The following is a 25826-nucleotide window of genomic DNA, read 5'->3' on the forward strand; positions in this document are numbered from 1 at the left end:
AAAATGGGCTAAATAAATTCTTACCGTTGTCAGGGATTATAGATAGACATGCAATCACAGTCACCGTTATCACGTTACCAGCAGGCGCTGGACGCGGGCGAGTATCAGGCCGATGAGGTTCAGCGGCAGGCCATCAGCCGATTGGACGGCATTTATCACCAACTGCTGCAGGCGCCGAAAAGTCAGGCCACAGGCGGCGGATTACGCAGCAAGCTTGGTCGTTGGCTGGGCAAGGGCGGTGAGCCGACGGCGCAAACACCGGTACAGGGCCTGTATATGTGGGGCGGCGTCGGGCGCGGTAAAACCTGGCTGATGGACATGTTTTTTCACAGTCTGCCGGGCGATCGCAAGCTGCGTCTGCATTTTCACCGTTTTATGCTGCGGGTGCATGAAGAACTGACCGAACTGCAGGGCCAGGAAAACCCGCTGGAGATTATCGCCGACGGCTTCAAGGCGCAGGCTGATGTGCTGTGCTTTGACGAGTTTTTCGTCTCTGACATCACCGACGCAATGCTGTTGGCAACGTTGCTGCAGGCGCTGTTCGCCAGAGGCATCACGCTGGTGGCGACCTCCAACATTCCGCCCGACGATTTATATCGTAACGGTTTGCAGCGGGCGCGTTTCCTGCCGGCGATCGATCTCATCAACCAGTATTGCGAAGTGTTAAACGTTGACGCCGGTATCGATTATCGGTTGCGCACGCTGACGCAGGCGCATCTCTATCTGACGCCGCTCAATGCGCAGACGCAGCAGACGCTGGATCAGATCTTCGTCAAGCTGGCGGGCAAGGAGGGGGAAGAGGCGCCGATATTGCAGATTAACCACCGACCGCTACCGGCGATCCGCGCGGTGGAAGGCGTCTTGGCGGTGGACTTTCATACGCTGTGCGAAGATGCTCGCAGCCAGCTGGATTACATTGCGCTGTCGCGCCTGTATCACAGTGTGATGCTGTACAACGTACGCATCATGGGGCCGTTGAAGGAAAACACCGCCCGGCGTTTCCTTGCGCTGGTGGACGAGTTTTACGAGCGCCATGTCAAACTGGTGATTGCCGCCGAAGCGCCGATGTTCGAGATCTATCAGGGGGAGCGCCTCAAGTTCGAATACCAGCGCTGTCTGTCACGCTTGCAGGAAATGCAGAGCGAGGAATACCTTAAGCTGCCACATCTGCCGTGATACAATTTGGGGTCTCGACGGCGAGACCCTCGTTCCGGCAGGCAAAATGCAATTTCCATTCAAAAACTGTTCGATCTTTGCGAGCGACTTCTCTATAATCTTGCGACCCCACGTTACAACAAAGTTTTTTTTCCCAAAAACTTTATAGTGCCGGCAATGGCTATTCGAAGGGGTAGGTTTGCTGGACTTGATGGTCGTGTGAGCCTCAACTGTTTTCGAGCGTTTGGGTGTTCACCAACGTGTAACTAATTATTGGGTAAGCTTTTAATGAAAACTTTTACAGCTAAACCAGAAACCGTAAAACGCGACTGGTACGTTGTTGATGCAGACGGTAAAACTTTAGGCCGTCTTGCTACTGAACTGGCTCGTCGTCTGCGCGGCAAGCATAAAGCGGAATACACCCCGCACGTTGATACCGGTGATTACATCATCGTTCTGAACGCTGAAAAAGTTGCTGTAACCGGCAACAAGCGTAACGACAAGATGTACTACCACCACACCGGCCACATCGGTGGTATCAAAGAAGCGACCTTTGAAGAGATGATTGCCCGCCGTCCTGAGCGTGTGATTGAAATCGCGGTTAAAGGCATGCTGCCAAAGGGTCCGTTGGGTCGTGCAATGTTCCGTAAACTGAAAGTTTACGCGGGCACCGAGCACAATCACGCGGCACAGCAACCGCAAGTTCTGGACATTTAATCGGGATTAATGGCAATGGCTGAAAATCAATACTACGGCACTGGTCGCCGCAAAAGCTCCGCCGCTCGCGTCTTCATCAAGCCGGGCAACGGTAACATCGTTATCAACCAGCGCAGCCTGGAACAGTACTTCGGTCGCGAAACTGCCCGCATGGTAGTTCGTCAACCGCTGGAACTGGTCGACATGGTTGGCAAACTGGATCTGTACATCACCGTTAAAGGTGGTGGCATCTCTGGTCAAGCTGGTGCGATCCGTCACGGTATCACCCGTGCACTGATGGAGTACGATGAGACTCTGCGTTCTGAACTGCGTAAAGCTGGCTTCGTCACTCGTGATGCTCGTCAGGTTGAACGTAAGAAAGTCGGTCTGCGTAAAGCACGTCGTCGTCCGCAGTTCTCCAAGCGTTAATTTTTCTGCTCCGGCAGAACGATACACGCAAAAAACCCGGTGTTTCACCGGGTTTTTTTATGCCTCAAATTTAATATTCCTGCATTAAAATCTGTGGGATATCAGACAAATCACGATGAAATCGCCACGTATCCCCCACAAAACAGGCAAAATCTGGTAAACTATCATCCACTTTTGCGCCTGTTCGCCGAGCAGTTGCCGTCAGTCTACCTCCAAGGCCGAATTCCAGACCCTAAGGTTTATCTGCGAGCATGCCGGCTGCGGCAAGATCATTCAGGATAGCAGCCTGGTAACCCGATAGATTTCATGGTGCAGCAAGGCGGCGACCGAACGCATCCCCAGCAGCTTGGCTTGCCAGCCGACGGGGAGTTGAGGGAGCTGATATCGTTGCGGTATGGAAGGTGAAGGGACGTTGGCTATTCGCAGTATTTTCTAGATAAACTTGGAGGTTTTCATGGCTGTCGCTGCCAACAAACGTTCGGTAATGACGCTGTTTTCTGGCCCGACCGACATTTTTAGCCATCAAGTACGTATCGTACTGGCGGAGAAAGGTGTCAGCGTCGAGATTGAGCAGGTTGAGATGGATAACCTGCCGCAGGATCTGATTGACCTCAATCCTTACCAAACGGTGCCAACGCTGGTCGATCGCGAGCTGACCCTGTATGAATCCCGCATCATCATGGAATACCTTGATGAGCGCTTTCCGCACCCGCCGTTGATGCCGGTTTACCCGGTTGCACGTGGCGAAAGCCGCCTGTGGATGCAGCGTATCGAGAAAGACTGGTATACGCTGATGTACAAAATCGAACGTGGCACCGGCCAGGAAGCCGAGGCGGCGCGCAAGCAGCTGCGTGAAACGCTGATCGAAATCGCGCCGGTATTCAATATCAAGCCGTATTTCCTCAGCGATGAATTCAGTCTGGTCGATTGCTACCTGGCGCCGTTGCTGTGGCGTTTGCCGCAGATGGGCATCGAACTGAATGGCGCCGGCTCGAAAGAGCTGAAAGGCTACATGACTCGTGTATTCGAGCGTGATGCGTTCCTGGCCTCCCTGACCGAAGCCGAGCGCGAGATGCGCCTGCAAACTCGGGGCTAAGCAGCATGGATATGTCCCAGATGACACCGCGCCGTCCCTACCTGTTACGCGCGTTCTATGACTGGTTGCTCGACAACCAGCTGACGCCGCATCTGGTGGTCGATGTTACGCGCCCCGATGTGCAGGTGCCGATGGAGTTCGCGCGCGACGGCCAGATTGTGCTGAACATTGCGCCGCGCGCGGTGGGCAACCTGCAACTGGGCGACAACGACGTGAGCTTTAACGCGCGCTTCGGCGGCGTGCCACGCCAGGTACTGGTGCCGATGGCCGCAGTGCTGGCGATTTACGCGCGTGAAAACGGCGCTGGCACCATGTTCGAACCGGAAGCCGCGTATGAAGCTGAAGGCACCTTTGAGGGGCTGGACAACGAGACGGTGCCGTCCGAAAGCCTGATGTCGGTGATTGACGGCGATCGTCCGGACGCCGGCGACGATCGGGATCCGGATGACGAGCCGCCACAGCCACCGCGCGGTGGTCGCCCGGCATTGCGCGTCGTCAAGTAACGCCAGCGCAAAAAGAAAAAGGTACAGCATGGCTGTACCTTTTTTTATGCTGGTAAGCGGGAGCCGACGGCGCCATGTAAAGCCCGGCCTAGGCCGGGCAGCGCGGTGCGATTACACTTCCAGGTAGTTCAGGATGCCGTCGGCAGCCTTACGCCCTTCGGCAATCGCCGTGACCACCAGATCTGAGCCGCGCACCGCATCGCCGCCGGCAAAGATTTTCGGGTTGCTGGTCTGGAAGGCGTTTTCGATACCTTCCTGCGCGACGATGCGCCCTTGCTTATCCAATTGCACGTCGTGGGTCGCCAGCCAATCCATCTGGTGCGGGCGGAAGCCAAACGCCATGACCACCGCATCGGCGTCGAGAACATGCTCGGAACCTGGCACCTGCTCGGCGACCTGGCGGCCATTGGCATCTGGCGCGCCCAGCTGAGTACGCACCATCTTCACGCCGGCAACGCGGCCGGCGCTATTCAGTTCGATGCTCAGCGGTTGCAGGTTGAATTTGAATTCAACCCCTTCCTCACGGGCGTTTTTCACTTCGCGTTTGGAGCCCGGCATGTTGGCTTCGTCACGGCGGTAGGCGCAGGTGACCTGCGTGGCACCTTGACGAATCGAGGTCCGCACACAGTCCATGGCGGTATCACCACCGCCCAGTACCACCACGCGCTTGCCTTCCATACTGACGTAAGGCTCCTGCTCGCTGGCGTCATAACCCATCAGCTGCTTGGTATTGGCAATCAGGAACGGTAGCGCGTCGTACACTCCCGGCGCGTCTTCGTTGTCCAGACCACCGCGCATCGATTGGTAGGTGCCGACGCCAAGGAACACCGCGTCATAGTCATTCAACAGCGCATCCATGGTGACGTCTTTGCCGACTTCGGTATTGAGCTGGAACTCGATGCCCATCTCACTGAAGATGTGACGGCGCTTGACCATTACTTCTTTTTCCAGCTTGAAGGCCGGAATGCCGAAGGTCAGCAGGCCGCCGATTTCGGGGTGACGATCGTAAACCACCGCTTTCACACCGTTACGGGTCAGTACGTCGGCACAGGCCAGGCCGGCGGGACCTGCGCCGATGATCGCCACGCGTTTGCCGGTCGGCTGCACGTGCGACATATCAGGCTTCCAGCCCATCTCGATTGCTTTATCGCTGATATAGCGTTCGATATTGCCGATGGTCACTGCGCCGAATTCGTCGTTCAGGGTACATGACCCTTCGCACAGACGATCCTGAGGACATACGCGACCGCAGACTTCAGGCAGGCTGTTGGTCTGGTGCGCCAGATCCGCCGCCTCCATGATGCGACCCTCGTTTGCCAGCTTCAGCCAGTTCGGAATGTAGTTGTGAACCGGACACTTCCATTCGCAGTAAGGGTTGCCGCAAGACAGGCAACGGTCGGCCTGCGCTTTCGCCTGGGTTTCCGAAAACGGCTCGTAAATCTCTACAAACTCAATTTTACGGATCTTCAGCGGTTTCTTTGGCGGATCAACGCGCTGCAAGTCGATAAATTGATACACATTCTGACTCATTGATGACCTCTTACTGCGCCTGAACCCGCAGCTCGGCTGCGGAACGACTACGGTGACCCAATAATGCCTTCACATCACTGGACTTCGGCTTGACCAGCGCGAACTTCGACGCCCAGACCGGCCAGTTGGCCAGAATTTCCTCGGCGCGCGCAGATCCGGTCGCCTGCACGTGCTCGGTGATCAGGCCACGCAGGTGCTCTTCATGAATCGCCAACTGGTCGACGTCCAACACCTCTACCAGTTCCGGGTTCACGCGTTTACGGAATTCACCGTCTTCATCCAATACGTAGGCAAAGCCGCCGGTCATGCCGGCACCAAAGTTGATGCCGGTTTTGCCCAGCACGCAGACGATGCCGCCGGTCATGTATTCGCAGCCATTGTCGCCGATGCCTTCAACGACGGTGATGGCGCCGGAGTTACGCACGGCAAAACGCTCACCCGCGCGGCCTGCGGCAAACAGCTTGCCGCCGGTGGCACCGTACAGGCAGGTATTGCCGATGATGCTGGCTTCAAAACTGCGGAAGGCGGAGCCGACCGGTGGGCGAACGGCGATGCTGCCGCCGGCCATGCCCTTGCCGACATAGTCGTTGGCGTCGCCGGTCAGGGTCAGCTCAACGCCGCCGGCGTTCCATACGCCGAAGCTCTGTCCGGCGGTGCCGGAGAAGTGCGCCTTGATCGGATCCGCCGCCATGCCCTGATCGCCATGTACCGCAGCAATCGCGCCGGACAGCGTTGCACCCACCGAACGGTCGGTATTGCGAATATCAAAGTAGAACGTCTTGCTGTGTTTCGCTTCGATAAACGGCTCGGCCTGCGCCAGCAGCTCCTTGTTCAGCAGGCCACGGTCGAACGCCGGGTTGCTGCTTTCGGTGCAGTACACCGCTTTGCCCGGATGCGGCGTAGCGGTTTGCAGCAACGGCGACAGATCCAGCTTGTTCTGCTTGGCGGAAATGCCGTCCAGTTCGGTGAGGAACTCGGTACGGCCAATCAGATCCACCAGCTGGCTGACGCCCAGCGAAGCCATGATCTCGCGGGTCTCCCGTGCGATAAACTGGAAGTAATTGGTCACGCGTTCTGGCAGGCCGTGATAATGGTCACGGCGCAGTTTTTCATCCTGAGTGGCTACGCCGGTGGCGCAGTTGTTCAGGTGACAGATACGCAGGTATTTACAGCCAAGCGCCACCATTGGTCCGGTGCCGAAGCCGAAGCTTTCCGCGCCGAGGATCGCGGCCTTGACGATGTCGACGCCGGTCTTCAGACCGCCATCAACCTGCAGGCGGATCTTGTGACGCAGGCCGTTGGCTACCAGCGCCTGCTGGGTTTCTACCAGGCCGAGTTCCCACGGGCAACCGGCGTATTTGACGGAAGACAGCGGGCTGGCGCCGGTGCCGCCGTCGTAGCCGGCGATGGTGATCAGGTCGGCATAAGCCTTGGCCACGCCGGTAGCGATGGTACCAACGCCCGGTTCGGACACCAGCTTCACTGAAATCACCGCTTTCGGGTTGACCTGCTTCAGGTCGAAAATCAGCTGGGCCAGATCCTCAATCGAATAGATATCGTGGTGCGGCGGCGGGGAAATCAGGGTTACACCCGGCACCGAATAGCGCAGCTTGGCGATGTACGGTGTGACCTTGTCGCCCGGCAACTGACCGCCTTCGCCCGGTTTCGCCCCCTGGGCAACCTTAATCTGGATCACGTCGGCGTTAACCAGATACGCCGGAGTCACGCCGAAGCGGCCGGACGCAACCTGTTTGATGCGCGACACTTTGTTGGTGCGGTAACGCGCCGGATCTTCGCCGCCTTCGCCGGAGTTGGAGAAGCCGCCGAGGCTATTCATGGCGATGGCCAGTGACTCGTGAGCTTCCGGGCTGAGGGCGCCGATCGACATTGCCGCGGTATCAAAACGGCTAAACAGCGATTCTGCCGGTTCAACCTGATCTACCGGGATTGGCGCGCCTTTTGGCGTAATGGCCAGCAGATCGCGCAGCATGGCCACCGGACGCTGGTTAACCAGCGTGGCGTAAGCCTGGTAATCGGCGTATTCGCCGCTGTGCACTGCTTTTTGCAGCGTATTGACCACGTCCGGATTATAGGCATGGTATTCGCCGCCGTGGACGAACTTCAGCAGGCCGCCCTGATCCAGCGGCTTGCGCTTGAGCCAGGCGCGTTTGGACAGGTTTTGCAAATCCTGCTGGAAGTCGCTGAAGCTGGCTCCGCTGATGCGGCTGACCACGCCCTGGAAACACAGATCGGACAGATCGCGATGCAGGCCAACGGCTTCAAACAGCTTGGAACAGCGGTAAGAGGCTACGGTCGAAATGCCCATTTTGGACATGATCTTGTACAGCCCCTTGTTGATGCCATTGCGGTAGTTGAGCATCACGTCGCGGTATTTTTTGTCGATCGCCTGGCTGTCCACCAGTTTGGCCAACGTTTCATAAGCCAGATACGGGTAGATGGCAGTAGCACCAAAGCCCAACAGCACGGCAAAGTGGTGCGGGTCGCGGGCGCTGGCGGTTTCAACGATGATGTTGGCATCGCAGCGCAGGCTCTTTTCAACCAGACGGGTCTGCACCGCGCCCACGGCCATCGGTGCCGGCACTGGCAAACGGTTCGGCGCAATGGCGCGATCTGACAACACCAGCAGCACCGCGCCGTCGCGAACCTTGCGTTCCGCTTCATCGCACAGGGCACGGATCTTCTGTTCCAGATCCTGCTCTGCCGGATCGAAGGTCAGATCCAGCGTGTCGGCGCGATAGTATTCGCCTTCCAGCGTAGTGAGCTGCTTGAAATCTGAATACAGTAGAATTGGCGATTTAAAGCTCAGGCGGTGCGCCTGACCTTCGGCCTCGCAAAACACGTTCATTTCGCGGCCGATACTGGTCGCGAGTGACATCACGTGCGCTTCACGCAGCGGATCGATCGGCGGGTTGGTGACCTGCGCGAACTGCTGGCGGAAGTAGTCATAAATGATGCGCGGGCGGCTGGAGAGCACGGCAAATGGGGTGTCGTCGCCCATTGAGCCGGTAGCCTCCTGACCAATCTCGCCCAACACGCGGATCACCTGATCGAGCTCTTCGCTGCTGTAGCCGAACTGCTTCTGGTAGGTTTCCAGCGTAGCGTCGTCCAGCTCGCGGCTGCCGACCTGGTCTTCCGGCAGGTCTTCGAACGGTACCAGCCGCCTGACGTTTTTCTCCATCCACTCTTTGTACGGATGGCGGCTCTTCAGATCGTTGTCGGTTTCGGCGGAGTGCAGAATGCGGCCGCTGCGGGTGTCGATCACCATCAGTTCGCCTGGGCCAACGCGGCCTTTTTCGACCACTTCGTCCGGTTGATAATCCCAGATGCCGACTTCCGAGGCGCAGGTGATCAGCTTGTCTTTGGTTATCACATAACGTGCCGGGCGCAAGCCGTTACGATCAAGGTTACAGGCGGCGTAGCGGCCGTCGGACATGACGATACCCGCCGGGCCGTCCCACGGTTCCATATGCATCGAGTTGAAGTCGAAGAAGGCGCGCAGATCGCCGTCCATATCAGGGTTGTTCTGCCAGGCTGGCGGCACCAGCAGACGCATGGCGCGGATCAGATCCATACCGCCTGCCAGCAGCAGTTCCAGCATGTTGTCCAGCGAGCTGGAATCGGAGCCGGTTTCGTTGACGAAAGGCGCCGCGGATTGTAAATCCGGGATCAGCGGCGTCTGGAATTTATAAGTACGGGCGCGCGCCCACTGGCGGTTACCGGTGATGGTGTTGATCTCGCCGTTGTGCGCCAGATAGCGAAACGGTTGCGCCAGCGGCCAGCGTGGCACGGTATTGGTGGAAAAGCGCTGGTGGAACAGGCAAATGGCCGATTCCAGGCGCAAATCTGCCAGATCCAGATAAAAACGCGGTAGATCCGCCGGCATGCACAGGCCTTTGTAGATCGTTACCAGGTTCGAGAAGCTGCAGACGTAGAAGCTGTCGTCCTGCACCTCTTGGACGCGTTTCTCAATGCGGCGGCGCGCCACAAACAGGCGGCGTTCCATATCACGCGGACGCCAGCCGGCCGGGGCGTTAACGAAAATCTGTTCAATACGCGGCAGAGAAGAGAGCGCAATTTCACCCAGTACGTCCGGGTTGGTCGGTACTTCACGCCAGCCCACGATCGACAGGGTTTCGTTTTGCAGTTCTTCTTCCACAATACGGCGGCTGGCACGGGCCTGTTCCTCGTCCTGGCTGAGGAACATCATGCCTACGGCGTAATTCTTGGCTAAACGCCAGCCGCGCTCTTCGGCAACCATGCGGAAAAAGCGATCGGGCTTTTGCAATAACAGGCCGCAACCGTCGCCAGTCTTGCCGTCAGCAAGAATTGCGCCACGGTGCTGCATACGGGCCAGTGCGTGAATGGCGGTACGCACTACCTTATGGCTAGGTTCGCCTTCTATGTGGGCGATCAGGCCGAAACCACAGTTGTCCCTCTCTAGGGATTTGTCGTACAACATATCAGTGAACCTCCCCAGGCTCTGCGTGACTCTCACAACCGGTGCACGAGCGGCTTAACGCGCTTGGGCAGACGCTCAATCGGCGAATACCCGTGATATATCCATGAGGTATTCATAACGCCAATCTGCTTTTCCGCCCTCCGTTAAGGGCCTCTCGTGACGGTTATCACAAGTGGTGAAGACTTGTTTTAAGAGGGAGTCTTAAATTACTGCATAAATATGACGAGTCGTTTGCCCGTCCAGAAAGCTTCCAGCGGACTTCCAACTTATCGAGAAAGAATACGCAGGTCAAATATAGGCTTATGGGTCTTTTAAAGGGTGGAAAAAGTAATTAATTTTTTGATTTATAATGTTTTTTAATGTTATTTGACCTGGATCGGCAGGGCGTTGACCGCCGGAGAAATGTGAGCTGTCTCACTATAGTGCAACCGCTGGATCTCTGCACCATGCTAGTGCGAGCAGTAATGGCAGAATATTATTCCAGTAAATTCGTATATTTCGTTGTTTGTAACTATTTTTCATTGGACTGTCATACTGGGCAAAACCACTGCTATGAAATTAGAATAATTCATCGCAGGCGCGGTGATTTTATTTGCATTTATAATGAATAGTTATGCCTGTGGAGGCCTTTGAAGAAAAGCGTTGATCTCTGTCATCGCGGGAAAAGCCGTTTCTAATTAGCATCGCGGCTTTGAACACAGAGAAACACCAAGATTATGCAGTTGCCACAATTAGTCAATATGTTTGGTGCCGATCTTCAACGCCGTCATGGTGAAAAGGTCCATAAACTCACGCTGCACGGTGGTTTCAACTGCCCGAACCGCGACGGTACCATAGGGCGCGGCGGCTGCACCTTTTGCAATGTGGCGTCGTTCGCCGATGAGCAAATGCGCCGGCAAACCATCGCCGAACAGCTGACGACGCAGGCTGGCAAAGTCAACCGTGCCAAACGCTATCTGGCCTATTTTCAGGCCTATACCAGTACCTATGCCGAGGTGACGCTGCTGGAAAGTCTGTATCGGCAGGCGCTTGCGCAGGTGAACATGGTGGGGATCTGCGTCGGCACCCGGCCGGACTGCGTACCGCAGGCAGCGCTCGATCTGTTGGCCGGCTACCGTGCCCAGGGGTATGAGGTATGGCTCGAACTGGGTTTACAGACCGCGCACGATAAAACGCTGAAACGCATTAATCGCGGGCATGATTTCAACTGTTACCGGGAGACTGCTCGGCGCGCGCGTGAACGTGGCCTGAAGGTTTGCTGCCATCTGATTGTCGGCCTGCCGGGCGAAACGCCGGTCGATCATCTGGCGACGCTACAGGCGGTAGTGGCCGCAGGCGTAGACGGCATCAAACTGCATCCGCTGCACGTGGTGGCCGGCAGCACCCTGGCGCGTGCCTGGCAGGCCGGGCGTCAGCCGGTGCTGACGCTGGAGGACTATGCCGCCAGCGCCGGTGAAATGATCCGCCATACGCCGCGTGACGTGGTGTTTCATCGTCTGTCTGCCTATGCGCGCCGGCCGACGCTGTTGGCACCATTATGGTGCGAAAACCGCTGGAGCGGCATGCAGGCGGTCGGCAGCTATCTGATTCGTCATGGCGGGCAGGGGGCCGCGCTGGCGGCGGCGTTGCGCTACGCCCCCGCGTAAAGCTGATTTGCCGGCTTTTTCACACTTCCATTGCGCTAATCGCAGCGATGCGGCTATTTGCGGTATGATTTACCCCCTATGTCTGTCGGGAGCGGTTTATGAAGCAAATCCGGGTATTGGCCCAGTACTACGTTGATCTGATGGTGAAGCTGGGGCTGGTGCGCTTCTCGCTGTTGCTGGCGTCGGCGTTGGTGGTGCTGGCGATGATCGTCCAGATGGCGGTGACCATGCTGCTGCGCGGCGAAGTTGAAAGCATCGACGTCGTGCGCTCGATCTTCTTCGGGCTGTTGATCACTCCCTGGGCGGTCTATTTTCTGTCGGTGGTGGTGGAACAGCTGGAGGAGTCACGCCAGCGGCTGGCACGGCTGGTGGACAAGCTGGAAGAGATGCGCCACCGCGATTTGCAATTGAATCAGCAACTGAAGGACAACATTACCCAGCTCAACCAGGAAATTGCCGATCGCATCAAGGCGGAAGAAGCGCGTTTGCAGGTAATGGACAAGCTGAAAGAAGAGATGGAACAACGCGAGCTGGCGCAGATAGAGCTGGGGCAACAGTCGGCGCTGCTGCGCTCCTTCCTCGATGCTTCACCGGATCTGGTTTACTACCGTAACGAAGACAAAGAATTTTCTGGCTGCAACCGTGCCATGGAACTGCTGACCGGCAAAAGCGAGAAACAGCTGATCGGCTTGACGCCATATGATGTGTATGAGCGGGATATCGCCGACAAGGTGATCGAAACCGACGAAAAGGTATTCCGCCATAACGTCTCGCTGACCTATGAACAGTGGCTGGTGTACCCGGACGGTCGCAAAGCCTGTTTCGAACTGCGTAAGGTGCCGTTTTACGATCGGGTGGGCAAACGTCACGGGCTGATGGGCTTTGGACGCGATATAACCGAGCGTAAGCGCTATCAGGACGCGTTGGAGAACGCCAGCAGGGATAAGACCACCTTTATCTCAACCATCAGTCACGAGCTTCGTACGCCGCTTAATGGCATTGTCGGCCTGAGTCGCATACTGCTCGATACCGAGCTCGACGATGAGCAGCTCAAATACCTGAAAACCATTCACGTCAGCGCTATCACCCTCGGCAATATCTTTAACGATATTATCGAAATGGACAAGCTGGAGCGTCGCAAGGTACAGCTAGATAATCAACCGGTTGATTTTACTGGCTTCCTTGCCGATCTGGAAAACCTGTCCGGTTTGCTGGCCCAGCCGAAGGGCCTGCAATTTGTGCTGGACCCCCAGCAACCGCTGCCGCAGCAGGTGATTACCGACGGCACACGTCTGCGGCAAATCCTGTGGAATCTGATCGGCAACGCGGTGAAGTTCACTCAACAGGGGCAAATCGTGGTGCGCGTGCGTCGCGATGGGCAGGACAGGCTGGTTTTCGAGGTCGAAGACTCCGGCATGGGTATCCCACAGGACGAGCAGGACAAAATCTTCGCCATGTACTATCAGGTCAAAGACCAGCGCGGTGGGCGGCCGGCAACCGGCACCGGCATCGGCCTGGCGGTTTCCAAGCGACTGGCACAGAGCATGGGCGGCGATATCACGGTGGACAGCCGTCCGGGTCACGGTTCTTGCTTTACCCTGACGATTAAGGCGCCGGCGGTGCAACAGGAAGTCGCCGCCGCGCATACCGAGGAGCCGCTGCCGTTGCCGGCGTTGCATATCCTATTGGTTGAGGACATCGAGTTGAACGTGATTGTGGCGCGCTCGGTGTTGGAAAAACTGGGCAACAGCGTAGAGGTGGCAATGAACGGCGCGGAAGCGCTGGCGATGTTCGATCCTGACGAGTTCGATCTGGTATTGCTGGATATCCAGTTGCCAGACATGACCGGGCTGGATATCGCGCGCGAGCTGCATGAGCGCTATGCCGGCCAGACGCTGCCGCCGCTGATCGCGCTGACGGCCAACGTGCTGAAAGACAAAAAAGAGTACCTGGATGCGGGTATGGACGATGTGCTGAGCAAACCGCTCTCGGTACCGGCTCTGACCACGATGATCACCCGTTACTGGGGCCATCAACCTTCTCATGCGACAAAGAAAATGGAGCACAAAGCGATGCAGATTAATGAATCGTTACTGGATACCGCCATGCTGGAACAATACATGGATCTGGTTGGGCCACAGCTGATACACCAAAGCCTGGAAATGTTCGAACAGATGATGCCAGGTTATCTGGCGCTGCTGGATTCCAACATGACCGCTCGCGATCAGAAAGGTATCGCCGAGGAAGGGCACAAGATCAAGGGCGCCGCCGGGTCGGTTGGATTGCGTCACCTGCAGCAACTGGCACAGCAAATCCAGACGCCAACGCTACCGGCATGGTGGGACAACGTACAGGACTGGGTCGACGAACTGAAACAGGAATGGCCTAACGACGTGGCGGTACTGCGCGCGTGGGTTGAGAACGCTGAAAAAAAATGACCCCGACCTAGGCCGGGGTGCGCGAATATTGCGCCAACACCAGGGAAATCGTGACCTGCGTATTGGTTTTCAGTGTTCTGGTCGAGCAGGTTGTAATAAATTCCTAAACATCATACAGCCAACAACATAGCAAATGTAAGCTTTCATGTTAGAAGATTCATTAAAATGTGTGATGTAGATTAGTCTTTGTCAACTCAGAACGCAAACCCGTTGACAGTATTGATGAGGAGAAGGGTGATGAAACAGGTCGGGGTGGTACTGAGCGGTTGTGGGGTTTACGACGGTACGGAAATCCACGAAGCGGTGCTGACGCTGCTGGCATTGGACCGTGCGGGAGCGCAGGCGGTGTGCTTTGCTCCGGATAAGCCACAACTGCATGTAATTAATCATTTATCTGGCGATGAAGTCAGCGAGCAGCGTAACGTGTTGGTTGAGTCTGCCCGTATCGCGCGCGGAAAGATACAGCCGCTTTCTGCGGCTGACGCAGCGCAGCTGGATGCGTTGATCGTGCCGGGTGGGTTTGGCGCGGCCAAGAACCTCAGCAGCTTTGCGGCGCAAGGGCAGGAGTGCGACGTCGACATAGATTTGGCAAATCTTACACGGCAAATGCATAAGGCAAATAAACCAATTGGTTTTATGTGTATTTCGCCAGCGCTGCTGCCGAAAATACTGGATCAGCAGGTGCGTCTGACCATTGGTAACGATCCCGATCTGGGTGAGGTTATTGATGCCATGGGCGGTGAGCCGGTGATTTGTCCGGTTGATGACATTGTGGTCGATATTGAAAACAAAGTGGTGACCACACCGGCATACATGTTGGCGCAATCGATCGCCGAAGCGGCAAGCGGTATTGATAAGCTGGTTTCACGAGTGCTGGAACTGAGCGAATGAGAAAATCGGGGCGTAAATCGCCTTTTCTCCTGCCATGGCTTTGGTTCAAGCGCAGCGTGCTTGCCGTTATCGGCCTGTGGCTGGCGGGGATCGTGTTGTTTGCCTTTCTACCGGTGCCGTTTTCTGCGGTGATGGTGGAACGGCAGATCGGTGCCTGGCTGCAGGGGGATTTCGGTTATGTCGCGCATTCCGATTGGGTATCGATGGACGCCATCTCGCCCAATATGGCGCTGGCGGTGATGGCGGCGGAAGATCAGAAGTTTCCCGCGCATTGGGGCTTCGATGTGGCTGCCATTGAAAAAGCGCTCGATCACAACGAGCGGCGTCCGGCGCGCATTCGCGGCGCCTCGACGCTGTCGCAGCAAACCGCCAAAAACCTGTTCCTGTGGGACGGCCGCAGTTGGTTGCGCAAGGGCCTGGAGGCCGGCCTGACCGGCGGTATCGAACTGGTCTGGACCAAGCGGCGCATTTTGACGGTGTATCTCAACATTGTCGAACTGGGGGATGGCGTTTTTGGTGTGGAAGAAGCGTCGCAGCGTTATTTCAACAAGCCGGCCAAGCGTCTTAGCGCATCGGAGGCCGCGTTACTGGCGGCAGTGTTGCCAAACCCGCATCGCTTTAAAGCCGATGCACCCTCCGGTTACGTAATACAACGTCAGCAGTGGATTTTGCGTCAGATGCGCCAACTGGGCGGCGAAGGATTTTTAAAAGCCAACGGGTTGGACTGAGCAGGGGATTGGGGCGAAGCAACGGCGCTTCGCCCCGGTCAGATTACTTCAGGTAGGTAAACGCGGTAGTGACGTGTTTAACGCCGCTGACCTGGCTGGCGATTTGTGCCGCCGATTTGCCTTCCTGTTCGGTGACCAGACCGAGCAGGAACACTTCGCCATTCTCAGTGGTCACTTTCACGTTCGACGATTTCACCGTATCGCTGGTGAGGATCTGCGAACGCACCTTGGTGGTGATCCAGGTATCCATCGACGCGGTGCTGAGGCTGACCGGCGTACCCTGACGGATTTCGCTGTACACCTCTGCCGCTCCTTCAACGCCGAGAGCGATCTGTTTGGCGCGGCTGGCCAGATCGGTGTTTGGCGCCTGCCCGGTCAACAGCACTTTACCCTGATAGGCGGTGGCAACGACGCGCGCGTCCTTTTTCAGTTGCTGATCCTTACTCAAGGCGTTTTCAACCCGGGCTTCCAATGTGCCGTCGTCGACCTGAGTGCCAATAGTTCGTGGATCGGTAGCGGTCTTGGTGGCGACAGCCGCGCTGCCGACCACCACTGCCGGCACACAACCCTGTAGCAACAGCGCGCCGAGCAGTACGGCATAGATGGATCGAAGTTTCATTCTAACTCCTAGCGCCTATTTCATTAGGCTATTAATCGTCCTGGTGGGGAAACAGCGTATTATCAATCAGGTCGCATAGGCAATTTACCGTCAGCATATGCATTTCCTGAATACGTGAGCTACGGTGTGATGGGATACGGATTTCTACATCCTGCTGGCCGAGCAATCCGGCCAGTTCCCCGCCGTCGTAACCCGTAAGCGCCACGATGGTCATATCTCGCGTTACCGCAGCTTCGACCGCTTTCACAATATCACGGCTATTGCCGCGGGTGGAGATGGCCAGCAATACATCGCCAGCATGGCCAAGCGCGCGCACCTGCTTGGCATACACTTCATCATGCAGCCGATCGTTGCTGATGGCGGTCAACACGACATTATCAGCATTGAGCGCAATCGCCGGCAGACTTGGGCGCTCGGTTTCAAAGCGGTTTATCATGCTGGCAGCGAAGTGCTGCGCATTGGCCGCCGAGGTGCCATTGCCGCAGCACAGAATTTTATTGCCGTTCAACAGCGATTGGACCAGGGTCATGGCAGCGCGGGATATGGCATCCGGCAAGGCTTCCGCTGCCGCAATCTGAGTTTGGATACTTTCGGTAAAACAAGCTTTGATTCTATCCAGCACGTTGTATTAATCCACTAAGTCAAAGGGCGGCTTGCACCGCCAACGTTAATCCGCATTGAAGGCGTTGGGTATCCATTCTACCTGGCTACCGGTAAAGGCCAAAACGTCAAAACGGCACGGCGAGGTATCGAAACTGGCGCCACGTGCGGCCAGCCAGACGGCGGCGGCGTGCAGCAAACGCTGCTGTTTGCGGTAAGTCACGCTGGCAGCGGCACCGCCAAAGGCGGCGTTACGCCGATAGCGCACTTCAACGAACACCCAGGTTTGCCCATCGCGCATGATCAGATCAAGCTCGCCGCCGCGCACCGTCACATTGGCGGCGACAAAAACCAGCCCGGCGCGTTCCAGATGGCGGCGGGCCTGTAACTCATAGCCCGCCCCCGTGGCGCGCCGACTCAGGAGGCCGGAACGACCTGTCCCTGACGGTATTGCAGCCAAGGCAGTTTCCTGTTGATCACACAGTTGGCAGAGGAGGTCAGCATGCCGGTGGTGCCGGACACCTGGAAGCCGGGCAGTTGACGCATTTCAGAGAAATGATTGGCCAATTGCCAGGCGTCCATCCCCATGGCATACAACCGCACCAGGGAATAGTCGTTATGGAATCTGGCGCTGGCCTGTTGCATCAACTGCGGGTTGGCCCCGGCCAGCAGCGGAATGTCGCTGAACTGCAGGCCTTCCATTTCCAGGCGGAAATCCGGGCCGGCGCCGGCCTGATAGCTGCGTGAGCTGGCGTACATCGCCGGTTTGCTGCGCGAGCTGGTGGTCATGTCGATCATCGGTTTGATCAGCGTCAGCTGCGACTGGCTGGCGACGATATAAACCGCATCAACGCTGCCGCCGGTAGCGGCCGGAATGTCGCTCGGCGGTGCTGGAATGGTCAGTCCGGCAATGGTGACCGACTGGGCCGCAGGTGCGCTGGCGGCGACAGGCGTGCCGGTCATGCGAATGCCGCCGGAATTGACCATCTGACGCAGCTCACCGGTAGAGCCCAATCCCTGCTGCAGCACGGTTTGGCCGCCCAGCTTCTGCCATTCGGCGGCAAAGGCATTGGCGACGCGTTGGCCGAAGGCACCGCGTGGCACCAGCAGCAACGGCTGGCGTTTTTGCTGTTCCCAGATATGATTGGCGGCGTCGCGTGCTTCATCTTCCGGTGACAGGGCAAAATAACAGATGTTTGGATTGTCTTTTGGCGTTTCCGGCTGGTTGAGCGCCAGCACGTTCAGCGTGGTCGATGTGCTGGACAGCTGGTCGACGTTGTTTTTCAACAGCGGGCCGACCACCAGTGTGGCGCCGTCCTGCTGCGCCTGGGTCAGCAGTGCGCTCAGCGGCTGGCTAGAGGTGTCATACACCTTCACCTGGGCATTGGCGGCCTGTGGCGGAGTGATAGGCGCTGGCGCGGCTTCGGCAGGCTGTGCCGAGGTCACAGGTGCCGGCTGTTCGGTCGGTGCCGAGGTGCTTACCGCACCATTGGCGTTAGGATCGGTCGACGCCGCCTGCGGTGCCGTGACCGGCTGGTCCGGGTTATTGACCGGCGGCTGCGGTTGCACTGGCGCATTGACTGCCGTGCCGTTTTTCGCCGCTTCAAAGCCTTGCTGAATAGCGTCGGCGAACACTTTCGCCTGGCCGTTCAACGGCAACAGCAGGGCGATTTTAGCGGTCGACGCCTGGGTGAAGTTCAGCACTTGGTTCAGTTGGGTTGGCAGATTTTTGGCTGCCGGATTCTGCGGGTAGCGGTTCTGCCAGTCTTTGATACCGGCTTTCAGCATGTCCGGATCCTGGCGGTTTTCGTGATAGACCCGCAGCAGATCCAGCCAGCCTTGCAGAACATTTTCATCGGCGTTGATCACCAGGCTGTTCATATCCTGCGGCGTCAACCCCAGCAACGCTTGCCAGGTTTTGTCCAGGTTGTCCTGATGTGCCTGGTCGTTGAGCAGCGGCTCTTGCGCGATGTAGGCGCGGATCAGCGGCAGCGAGGCCTTGCCCTGATTGGCGGCGATCTGCGCCTGATAGAAGCGTACGCGCTGGTTAGGCGACAGCGAAGCGTTGTCGATACGGCTCAGGGTGCTGCGCGCGGCGCTGACATTCTTGCCGGCGATTTGCAGTTCGGCGGTCAACAGCTGACGTTCAAGCTGCTGAACGCTGCTGAGGTTTTGCGGCAGCGTGCTCAGTTGCTGATTGGCCTGCGGCAGTTTTCCTTCACGCAACAATGCGCGAATAGCAAGTAATTGCCAGTCAGCCTTGTTATCATCGCTGCTCTGCTGCCACTGTTGCAGATAGTAATCGGAGCTGGCGCTCGCCTCGTCCTGGATATTGGCGGGCGGAGTTTGCGGGGCCTGGCTCGGACAGCCTGCGAGAAGGAAGGCTGCCACTACAACAGGCATAAAACGCCCTGCTTTGGTACGAACGAATGTTGAGGAAAGCATACTGTATCCAGTGATGTTTTTTTCAAGATGCTCAATATTAAATCGGCAACCCGGATGAAACAATGAATCAACACCAACAATCAGTCATTTCTGCATCAACGCTGTACGTGGTGCCCACTCCCATCGGCAATTTGGGCGATATCACCCACCGAGCGTTAGAGGTGCTGAAGAGCGTTGATCTGATCGCGGCGGAAGACACGCGTCATACCGGGTTGTTGTTGCAACACTTCGCCATCAATGCGCGACTGTTTGCCCTGCACGACCATAATGAACAGCAAAAGGCGGATCAACTGCTGGCGAAACTGCAGGAAGGCCAGAGCATTGCGCTGGTTTCCGATGCTGGAACGCCGCTGATTAACGATCCCGGTTATCACCTGGTGCGCCGCTGCCGCGAAGCGGGCGTGCGCGTGGTGCCATTACCGGGCGCCTGCGCGGCGACTACGGCGCTGTGCGCGGCCGGCGTCGCTTCAGACCGCTTCTGCTACGAAGGGTTCCTGCCGGCGAAAACCAAAGGACGCAAGGATACCCTGCTGGCGCTGGCAGAGGAACCGCGTACGTTGATTTTCTATGAGTCGACTCACCGCCTGCTGGAAAGTTTACAGGACATGGTCACGGTATGGGGGCCGGAGCGCTACGTGGTGCTGGCACGTGAACTGACCAAAACCTGGGAATCAATTCATGGCGCGCCGGTTGGCGAACTGCTGGCCTGGGTGCAGGAAGATGAGGTGCGTCGCCGTGGGGAAATGGTGCTGATCGTCGAAGGCCACAAGCAGCAGGATGACGCCCTGCCGCCGGAAGCGCTGCGTACGCTGGCGTTGCTGCAACAAGAGCTGCCGCTCAAGAAGGCGGCGGCGTTGACGGCGGAAATCCACGGCGTGAAGAAAAATGCCCTGTATAAGCACGCTTTAGAGCAACAACAGCCGTAAAGCGGTTGACCTGTCGCCAGCGCAACGCTACTATCCGCGCCGGAGTTGACCAGACAGTCGCCGCTTCATTGCCGTCCTCATTGAGGAGACAGATGGAGGGGAGGAAAGTCCGGGCTCCATAGGGCAGGGTGCCAGGTAACGCCTGGGAGGCGCAAGCCTACGACTAGTGCAACAGAGAGCAAACCGCCGATGGCCCGCGCAAGTGGGATCAGGTAAGGGTGAAAGGGTGCGGTAAGAGCGCACCGCGCGGCTGGCAACAGTCCGTGGCACGGTAAACTCCACCCGGAGCAAGGCCAAATAGGGGTTCGCATGGTACGGCCCGTACTGAACCCGGGTAGGCTGCTTGAGCCAGTGAGCGATTGCTGGCCTAGAGGAATGACTGTCCACGACAGAACCCGGCTTACCGGTCAACTCCCTCTATCAATAACCCCGCGTAGCGTCTGCTGCGCGGGGTTTTTCTTTTTGCGCCACCGGAATCCCGCATGCTGCCGGGGCTGGCGCTGCTCTTATATCGGCAAATCAATCAGCAATGCACGCAGTGGGGTAGCGGCACGCAGCGTCAGGCGATGCTCATCGTGAATGAATGCGCCGTCGCCGCAGGTCAACTGCTGCGTCGTGTCGCCGAGGGCGGTCAACGAGCCGTGGATCGACTGTAAATAGGCGCGTGGCCCGCGCAGCGCCAGCGTTTGCTCCTCGCCCGGCTGCAGATCGAGGTGGTGGATCCACACTTGCTGGCGCAACTGCAGGCTGTCGTGCTCACCGTCCGGCGAGGCCAGCAGAGTATGCGCCTGCGCTGGCAACGTCAGGCGCTGTTCGCGTTTGCTGCTGCGCTCCGGGCAGGCATCCAGCCACAGCTGGAGGCGCGTCAGCGGGGTGGTGGCGCTGATATTCTGCTCGCTGTAGCTGAGCCCCTGCTGGGTCGCCAGCAGCAAAGCGTCACCGGCTGCCGCATGCAGGGTATTACCGTCGCTGTCGCGGTATTGCGCTTCGCCTTGCAGGATCAGGTTCAGGATGTCGACGTTGGGATAAGTGCGCGGTTGAAACGACGCGCCTGGTGCCAGCACTTCCTGATTCAGTACCCGCAATGAGGCATAGCCCATCAGTTTCGGATCAAAATAATGGCCGAAGGAAAAGGTATAGCGAGCCTGCAGCCAACCAAAGTCAGCTTGCCCGCATTGTTCTGCTGTTCTGCATGTAATCATGGCAATCGGCTCTCTAAGAGGGTTTCCGAATACTTCACGCGCCAGGCTGCCAAGCGGTTTGGCCAGCGTACGGGGTATCCCGTCACCGGCGCGAACCACGGCGACTGCCAGAGAAACCGCGGAAAGTATGTTTGATATAAATGGTAAGCATCTGGACGACGGATTGTTAGCCAGTTAATCTGGTCGGCATATTCAAATTTCCTGACAGAGAGAAGCGATGGCCAGAGATCGGGCGTTAACGCTTGAGGCGTTACGGGTAATGGATGCGATTGATCGGCGTGGCAGTTTCGCGGCGGCGGCCGATGAATTGGGGCGAGTGCCGTCGGCGCTCAGCTATACCATGCAAAAACTGGAAGAAGAGCTGGACGTGGTGCTGTTTGACCGCTCCGGTCACCGTACCAAATTTACCAACGTCGGACGCATGCTATTGGAACGCGGTCGGGTGCTGCTGGAGGCGGCAGACAAACTGACCACCGATGCCGAAGCGCTGGCGCGCGGCTGGGAAACCCATCTGACCATCGTCAGCGAGGCGTTGTCGCCGCCGAGCCTGTTGTTTCCGCTGGTTGACAAGCTGGCGTTGAAAGCCAATACCCAGGTGTCGATTTTTACCGAGGTGCTGGCTGGTGCCTGGGAGCGACTGGAGCAGGGGCGTGCGGATATCGTTATTGCACCAGACATGCATTTTCGCGCTTCGTCGGAGATCAACACCCGCAAGCTGTACAAGGTAATGAGCGTTTACGTCGCCGCGCCGGACCACCCGATTCACCTGGAACCGGAGCCGCTGTCGGAAACCACTCGGGTCAAATATCGCGGCATCGCGGTGGCGGACACCGCGCGTGAGCGGCCGGTACTTACCGTGCAGTTGCTGGACAAACAGCAGCGTCTGACCGTCAGTACCATTGAAGATAAACGGCTGGCGCTGCTGGCGGGATTGGGGGTCGCCACCATGCCATACCCGATGGTGGAACAGGATATTGCCGCCGGGCGCCTGCGGGTGGTGGGGCCGGAGTACAGCCGCGAGGCGGATATCATCATGGCCTGGCGGCGTGACAGCATGGGCGAGGCCAAGGCCTGGTTCCTGCGTGAAATACCGCGCCTGTTTATCCAGCGCTAAACAATCCCCCGCCTTAATCAGCGGGGGTTTTTACTAACCAAAACGCTGGTCGCGCCCGTGCGGCTCGTCCAGATCCTGCGCCGGCCCGATGGAAATAATACCGTGCGGGTTGATGGTGGCGTGGCTGCGATAATAGTGATTGCGGATATGCGCCAGATCGACGGTTTCGGCGATACCCGGCAACTGATAAATATCGCGCAGGAAACCGTACAGGTTCAGGTAATCGCTGATGCGGCGCTTATCGCATTTGAAGTGTGTAACGTAGACCGGATCGAAGCGCACCAGCGTGGTCCATAGCCGCAGATCGGCTTCGGTCAGACGATCGCCGGTCAGATAACGATGCTGGCCAAGGATTTGCTCCAGACGCTCCAATGAGGCGAATACGCCGTTGACCGCTTCGTCATACGCCTCCTGGCTGGTAGCAAACCCGGCTTTATAGACACCGTTATTGACGGAGTCATAAATCCAGCCGTTCAACTGGTCAATTTTTTCCCGCAGTTCCGGTGGGTAATAGTCGCCCGCCCGGGCGCCGACGCCATCGAACGCGCTATTGAACATGCGAATGATATCGGCAGATTCATTACTGACAATGGTTTGCTGGCGCTTGTCCCACAGCACTGGAACGGTAACGCGGCCGGTATAGTGCGGATCGGCGCGCAGATACAATTGATACAGGAAGTCGGCGTGGTAAAGTGCGTCGCCGGTCGCCGCCGGGAAGTCGGTGCCGAACGTCCAGCCGTTTTCCAGCATCAGCGGATGCACGACCGACACCGGGATAAGCTGCTCCAGCCCTTTTAACTTGCGCATCAACAGGGTGCGGTGCGCCCAGGGGCAGGCGAGGGAAACGTACAGATGATAACGATCTTTTTCGGCGTTGAATCCGCCGTTACCGTGTTCGCCCGGTTGGCCGTCGGCGGTTACCCAGTTACGGAACTGAGAGGTTGAACGCTTGAAACGGCCGCCGGTGGATTTTGTGTCGTACCAGATGTCTTGCCAAACGCCATCAACGAGTTGTCCCATGGGAGTCTCCTTGCTATAGAGGTGGCAGAGCCAGATTGTTCTGACTCTGCCAGGGTGGCTAGATTACCATTTCTTGTTTAGCAGGCGGTCAATACTGAAGGCACCCGGGCCTGCAACGGCCAATACGATGTAGCCGCCAGCGATGGTCAGGTTTTTCATGAACATCAGCTGATTGACGCCTTCAGCGAAGTTGGTGTGGAACAGCAACGCCGTCAGGATGGTGAAGCCGGCGGTGAACAGCGCAGTAGTGCGAGTCAGGAAGCCGAACATAATAGCCAGACCGCCGCCGAACTCCAGCAGAATGGTCAGCGGCAGCAGAAAGCCCGGCACGCCCATTGCCTGCATATATTGTTGAGTCCCTGCATAAGCATCACCCATTTTGCCGTAGCCTGCCACGATGAACAGGATTGGCATCAGGATACGTGCTACCAGCAAACCGGCATCTTCTAATTTTTTCATCATTCACTCCATACGTGATTTCGTTTGCCACTGACGGCGTAGTTTGGACATTGCTGACATAGGCGGTTGCCATGCCGCGTCTTTTCGATGGAGTGGATGTTAAACGTGAATACAGCCGGTTGTTAGCAAGTAAAACTGTCGTAATCATTCAAAAATATTGAAATCATAGCCTGCTAATAAAAAACAGCCTAATCAGCTGCTTGCATGCCCCGCGCACAATAAAAACCCAAAAGCCGACCCGCGGCCTGTTGTAACAACAAAATCATGGAACAACGGCGGATAAGGAGATGGGTTATTTGGCGGTGAAGGTTTTGCGGATCAGTTTAATGGTACCCCATGCGCCCAGCGCCCGGCGTGACCAGCGGATTAGTTTGCTCGGGTGGCGAATGCCGTATACCGCCATGATGCTGGAGCCGACGACCAGATACTTGCGCATGCCGAACAGCGTTTGATAACCGCGATCGATACGCTCGGTTTTTTCCAGCCATTGCTGTTTATTGTCCGCCAGATCCAGACGCTGTTGCTGGATCTGGCGGATCAGGCGGGCTTTTTTCCATTCCAGATACTGGCGGCGGCTCATTTGTCGCCCTCCAGTGCGGCACGGTCCTGTTCCAGCTGTTTGCGGGTTTCGCTCATCAGCGTGGTGCGTTTCGCTTTGACCAGTGTCCAGATGATGCCGACGATGGCCAGAAACAGCAGAACGGCAGTGGTTATCCCCAACGCCATGACGCGGTAGGCCGGATCGATCGCCCAGAATAGCAGGATCAGCAGACTCATCAGGCCAAACGCGGTAAACAGCAGGCTGATGCCGGCCATCATCAGCAACTGAATGAGGTTGGCTTTTTCCTCTTCCAGTTCGACGACCGCCAGCCGAACCCGCGTCTCCACCATGCCAACAAGAATGGTGACGATCCGCTGGCCGATATCCAGGACCCCTTTGGCGGGGCCCTGCGCACGGTTTTGCGATTGCTCAGTCATAATCAGCGACGCGCAAGCAGAACGCCCAGTACTACGCCGACTGCTGCGCCAATACCGATGCCGGTCCACGGATTGTCGCGTACGTAGTCGTCGGCCTGGCCGGCAATTTGCTTGGTCTGGGTAGCGATTTTGTCACCGGCGTCGCTCAGACGGGCGCGTGTATCCTTCAGCGCACCTTCTGCTTTGGAGCGTAATTTCTCCAGCTCAGCTTTCGATTTATCGCTGGAAGAGTTCAGTACTTCTTCCAGCGTATCGGCTAACGACTTCAGTTCAGCGCGTAAGTTTTCTGCATTTGAATCTTGTGCCATTTCGTTAACTCCTTAACGTTACTGAGAGACTTCAACATAGCGGATTTTTTGCTCGGAGCAAAGGGGGATTCCCTAGCCGATATCACTCACTGAGCCAGCGTTATCACATTAAAATCCCGTACAACGCGGCTCTCATCGATATTTCCGCTACTGGAAAATAATTATTCTGCCTGCGCTTGCTTAAGCTCTGCTTCAGCTTCGGCCAGTTTTTGCTGTTTCTTGGCGATCTTGTCCAACTTACCGGTTTGCTGCGCTTCCTTCAGCTCTTGCTGGCGCTCGGCGACCTTGCTTTGCTTTTCGGCAATGTTTGCCTGGCGTTCGGCCTGCAAACCGGCTTCGGTACAGTTGTCCTGCACTTCGCTCAGCGCTTTTTTCAGCCCGGCGACGCGGTGGTCGTTGCCATGCTGAGTGGCATAGTCGATCTGCTGCTGAATGTCCTGCGCCTTCGCGGCACAACCGCCTGTAGCGGCAGAAGACAGCGCGGAGAAAGCGAGCAGTGGGAGTGCCAGTAAGGTTGCGTGGCGTAATTTCATGGGTTCTATTCCTTATTAGGGGATGCATTG

24 protein-coding genes and 1 other RNA gene are annotated in these 25826 nt (G+C 57.2%); 12 read left to right on the forward strand and 13 right to left on the reverse strand.

Annotated features, from left to right (window positions below; all coding sequences use genetic code 11):
• Positions 1-48: 48 nt before the first annotated feature.
• The 5 genes from zapE to sspB all read left to right on the forward strand — a co-directional run bounded on the left by zapE (position 49) and on the right by sspB (position 3879).
• Positions 49-1176 carry a cell division protein ZapE gene (gene zapE / locus NYE85_RS07080; RefSeq protein WP_259003993.1) on the forward strand — a complete coding sequence of 376 codons (1128 nt, stop codon included), beginning with the start codon at positions 49-51 and terminating at the stop codon, positions 1174-1176.
• A 267-nt stretch (positions 1177-1443) separates the two neighbouring features.
• The gene (gene rplM / locus NYE85_RS07085; RefSeq protein ID WP_004958166.1) at positions 1444-1872 is read left to right on the forward strand and encodes a 50S ribosomal protein L13; all 429 of its coding nucleotides are present in this window, start codon (positions 1444-1446) and stop codon (positions 1870-1872) included.
• A 15-nt stretch (positions 1873-1887) separates the two neighbouring features.
• Positions 1888-2280 carry a 30S ribosomal protein S9 gene (gene rpsI, locus NYE85_RS07090; protein ID WP_004937080.1) on the forward strand — a complete coding sequence of 131 codons (393 nt, stop codon included), beginning with the start codon at positions 1888-1890 and terminating at the stop codon, positions 2278-2280.
• Positions 2281-2734: 454 nt separating this feature from the next.
• On the forward strand, positions 2735-3376 hold the full coding sequence (gene sspA, locus NYE85_RS07095) for a stringent starvation protein SspA (RefSeq protein ID WP_004958168.1): 642 nt from the start codon (positions 2735-2737) through the stop codon (positions 3374-3376).
• Positions 3377-3381: 5 nt separating this feature from the next.
• Positions 3382-3879, forward strand: coding sequence for a ClpXP protease specificity-enhancing factor (gene sspB, locus NYE85_RS07100; RefSeq protein WP_198773885.1), 498 nt, complete (start codon positions 3382-3384; stop codon positions 3877-3879).
• Between the two features lie 111 nt (positions 3880-3990).
• Here sspB and NYE85_RS07105 read toward each other — a convergent pair whose 3' ends face one another.
• Both NYE85_RS07105 and gltB read right to left on the reverse strand, forming a co-directional pair.
• The gene (locus NYE85_RS07105) at positions 3991-5409 is read right to left on the reverse strand and encodes a glutamate synthase small subunit (RefSeq protein ID WP_259004001.1); all 1419 of its coding nucleotides are present in this window, start codon (positions 5407-5409) and stop codon (positions 3991-3993) included.
• A gap of 10 nt (positions 5410-5419) precedes the next feature.
• Positions 5420-9889 (reverse strand): glutamate synthase large subunit, encoded by a 4470-nt coding sequence (gene gltB, locus NYE85_RS07110; protein WP_259004002.1) that lies wholly within the window; start codon positions 9887-9889, stop codon positions 5420-5422.
• Positions 9890-10605: 716 nt separating this feature from the next.
• On the opposite strand from gltB, the gene NYE85_RS07115 reads away from it, so the two are divergent.
• From NYE85_RS07115 to mtgA, 4 genes are all read left to right on the forward strand, one after another.
• The gene (locus tag NYE85_RS07115; RefSeq protein WP_259004005.1) at positions 10606-11535 is read left to right on the forward strand and encodes a TIGR01212 family radical SAM protein; all 930 of its coding nucleotides are present in this window, start codon (positions 10606-10608) and stop codon (positions 11533-11535) included.
• 98 nt (positions 11536-11633) lie between these two features.
• Complete coding sequence (arcB, locus tag NYE85_RS07120; RefSeq protein WP_259004006.1) at positions 11634-13973, forward strand: aerobic respiration two-component sensor histidine kinase ArcB; 2340 nt, start codon at positions 11634-11636, stop codon at positions 13971-13973.
• A 237-nt stretch (positions 13974-14210) separates the two neighbouring features.
• Positions 14211-14864 (forward strand): isoprenoid biosynthesis glyoxalase ElbB, encoded by a 654-nt coding sequence (elbB, locus tag NYE85_RS07125; protein WP_259004008.1) that lies wholly within the window; start codon positions 14211-14213, stop codon positions 14862-14864.
• Positions 14861-15592, forward strand: coding sequence for a monofunctional biosynthetic peptidoglycan transglycosylase (gene mtgA, locus NYE85_RS07130; protein WP_259004009.1), 732 nt, complete (start codon positions 14861-14863; stop codon positions 15590-15592). Before elbB ends, mtgA begins: the two co-directional genes overlap by 4 nt.
• Before the next feature lie 43 nt (positions 15593-15635).
• Here the strand turns inward: mtgA and dolP are convergent, their stop codons facing one another.
• Genes dolP through NYE85_RS07150 form a run of 4 tightly spaced genes read right to left on the reverse strand, consistent with a single transcriptional unit; the run spans position 15636 to position 19256 of the window.
• Positions 15636-16211: a division/outer membrane stress-associated lipid-binding lipoprotein gene (dolP, locus tag NYE85_RS07135; RefSeq protein ID WP_259004010.1), complete on the reverse strand. Its 576-nt coding sequence runs from the start codon at positions 16209-16211 to the stop codon at positions 15636-15638.
• Between the two features lie 31 nt (positions 16212-16242).
• Positions 16243-16833 (reverse strand): DnaA initiator-associating protein DiaA, encoded by a 591-nt coding sequence (gene diaA / locus NYE85_RS07140; protein ID WP_004958189.1) that lies wholly within the window; start codon positions 16831-16833, stop codon positions 16243-16245.
• 45 nt (positions 16834-16878) lie between these two features.
• Complete coding sequence (locus NYE85_RS07145) at positions 16879-17232, reverse strand: YraN family protein (RefSeq protein ID WP_259004151.1); 354 nt, start codon at positions 17230-17232, stop codon at positions 16879-16881.
• Positions 17229-19256: a penicillin-binding protein activator gene (locus NYE85_RS07150; RefSeq protein WP_259004012.1), complete on the reverse strand. Its 2028-nt coding sequence runs from the start codon at positions 19254-19256 to the stop codon at positions 17229-17231. Before NYE85_RS07150 ends, NYE85_RS07145 begins: the two co-directional genes overlap by 4 nt.
• Before the next feature lie 62 nt (positions 19257-19318).
• On the opposite strand from NYE85_RS07150, the gene rsmI reads away from it, so the two are divergent.
• Together rsmI and rnpB are read left to right on the forward strand one after the other, a co-directional pair.
• Positions 19319-20182, forward strand: coding sequence for a 16S rRNA (cytidine(1402)-2'-O)-methyltransferase (gene rsmI, locus NYE85_RS07155; RefSeq protein ID WP_259004013.1), 864 nt, complete (start codon positions 19319-19321; stop codon positions 20180-20182).
• 41 nt (positions 20183-20223) lie between these two features.
• An RNA gene (gene rnpB / locus NYE85_RS07160) (RNase P RNA component class A) lies at positions 20224-20601 on the forward strand.
• 87 nt (positions 20602-20688) lie between these two features.
• On the opposite strand, the gene NYE85_RS07165 is transcribed toward rnpB, so the two are convergent.
• Positions 20689-21384 carry a pirin family protein gene (locus NYE85_RS07165; protein WP_259004014.1) on the reverse strand — a complete coding sequence of 232 codons (696 nt, stop codon included), beginning with the start codon at positions 21382-21384 and terminating at the stop codon, positions 20689-20691.
• Positions 21385-21601: 217 nt separating this feature from the next.
• Between NYE85_RS07165 and NYE85_RS07170 the strand changes: the two genes are divergently transcribed.
• Complete coding sequence (locus NYE85_RS07170) at positions 21602-22498, forward strand: LysR family transcriptional regulator (protein ID WP_004958198.1); 897 nt, start codon at positions 21602-21604, stop codon at positions 22496-22498.
• A gap of 33 nt (positions 22499-22531) precedes the next feature.
• On the opposite strand, the gene NYE85_RS07175 is transcribed toward NYE85_RS07170, so the two are convergent.
• From NYE85_RS07175 to NYE85_RS07200, 6 genes are all read right to left on the reverse strand, one after another.
• Positions 22532-23518, reverse strand: coding sequence for a glutathione S-transferase family protein (locus tag NYE85_RS07175; protein ID WP_259004015.1), 987 nt, complete (start codon positions 23516-23518; stop codon positions 22532-22534).
• Positions 23519-23581: 63 nt separating this feature from the next.
• Positions 23582-23977: a DoxX family protein gene (locus NYE85_RS07180; RefSeq protein WP_259004016.1), complete on the reverse strand. Its 396-nt coding sequence runs from the start codon at positions 23975-23977 to the stop codon at positions 23582-23584.
• A gap of 292 nt (positions 23978-24269) precedes the next feature.
• Positions 24270-24557 (reverse strand): YqjK-like family protein, encoded by a 288-nt coding sequence (locus tag NYE85_RS07185; protein ID WP_259004017.1) that lies wholly within the window; start codon positions 24555-24557, stop codon positions 24270-24272.
• A complete protein-coding gene (locus NYE85_RS07190) occupies positions 24554-24955 on the reverse strand; it encodes a phage holin family protein (RefSeq protein ID WP_259004018.1) in 402 nt (133 codons plus the stop codon). Before NYE85_RS07190 ends, NYE85_RS07185 begins: the two co-directional genes overlap by 4 nt.
• Before the next feature lie 2 nt (positions 24956-24957).
• Positions 24958-25263, reverse strand: coding sequence for a YqjD family protein (locus NYE85_RS07195; RefSeq protein WP_004958207.1), 306 nt, complete (start codon positions 25261-25263; stop codon positions 24958-24960).
• Between the two features lie 161 nt (positions 25264-25424).
• Positions 25425-25796, reverse strand: a complete 372-nt coding sequence (locus NYE85_RS07200; RefSeq protein ID WP_259004019.1) for a DUF1090 domain-containing protein — start codon at positions 25794-25796, stop codon at positions 25425-25427.
• Positions 25797-25826 lie beyond the last annotated feature (30 nt).

Origin of the sequence: Serratia sp. AKBS12, assembly GCF_024793895.1 — a bacterium.
Lineage (GTDB): Bacteria > Pseudomonadota > Gammaproteobacteria > Enterobacterales > Enterobacteriaceae > Serratia_F.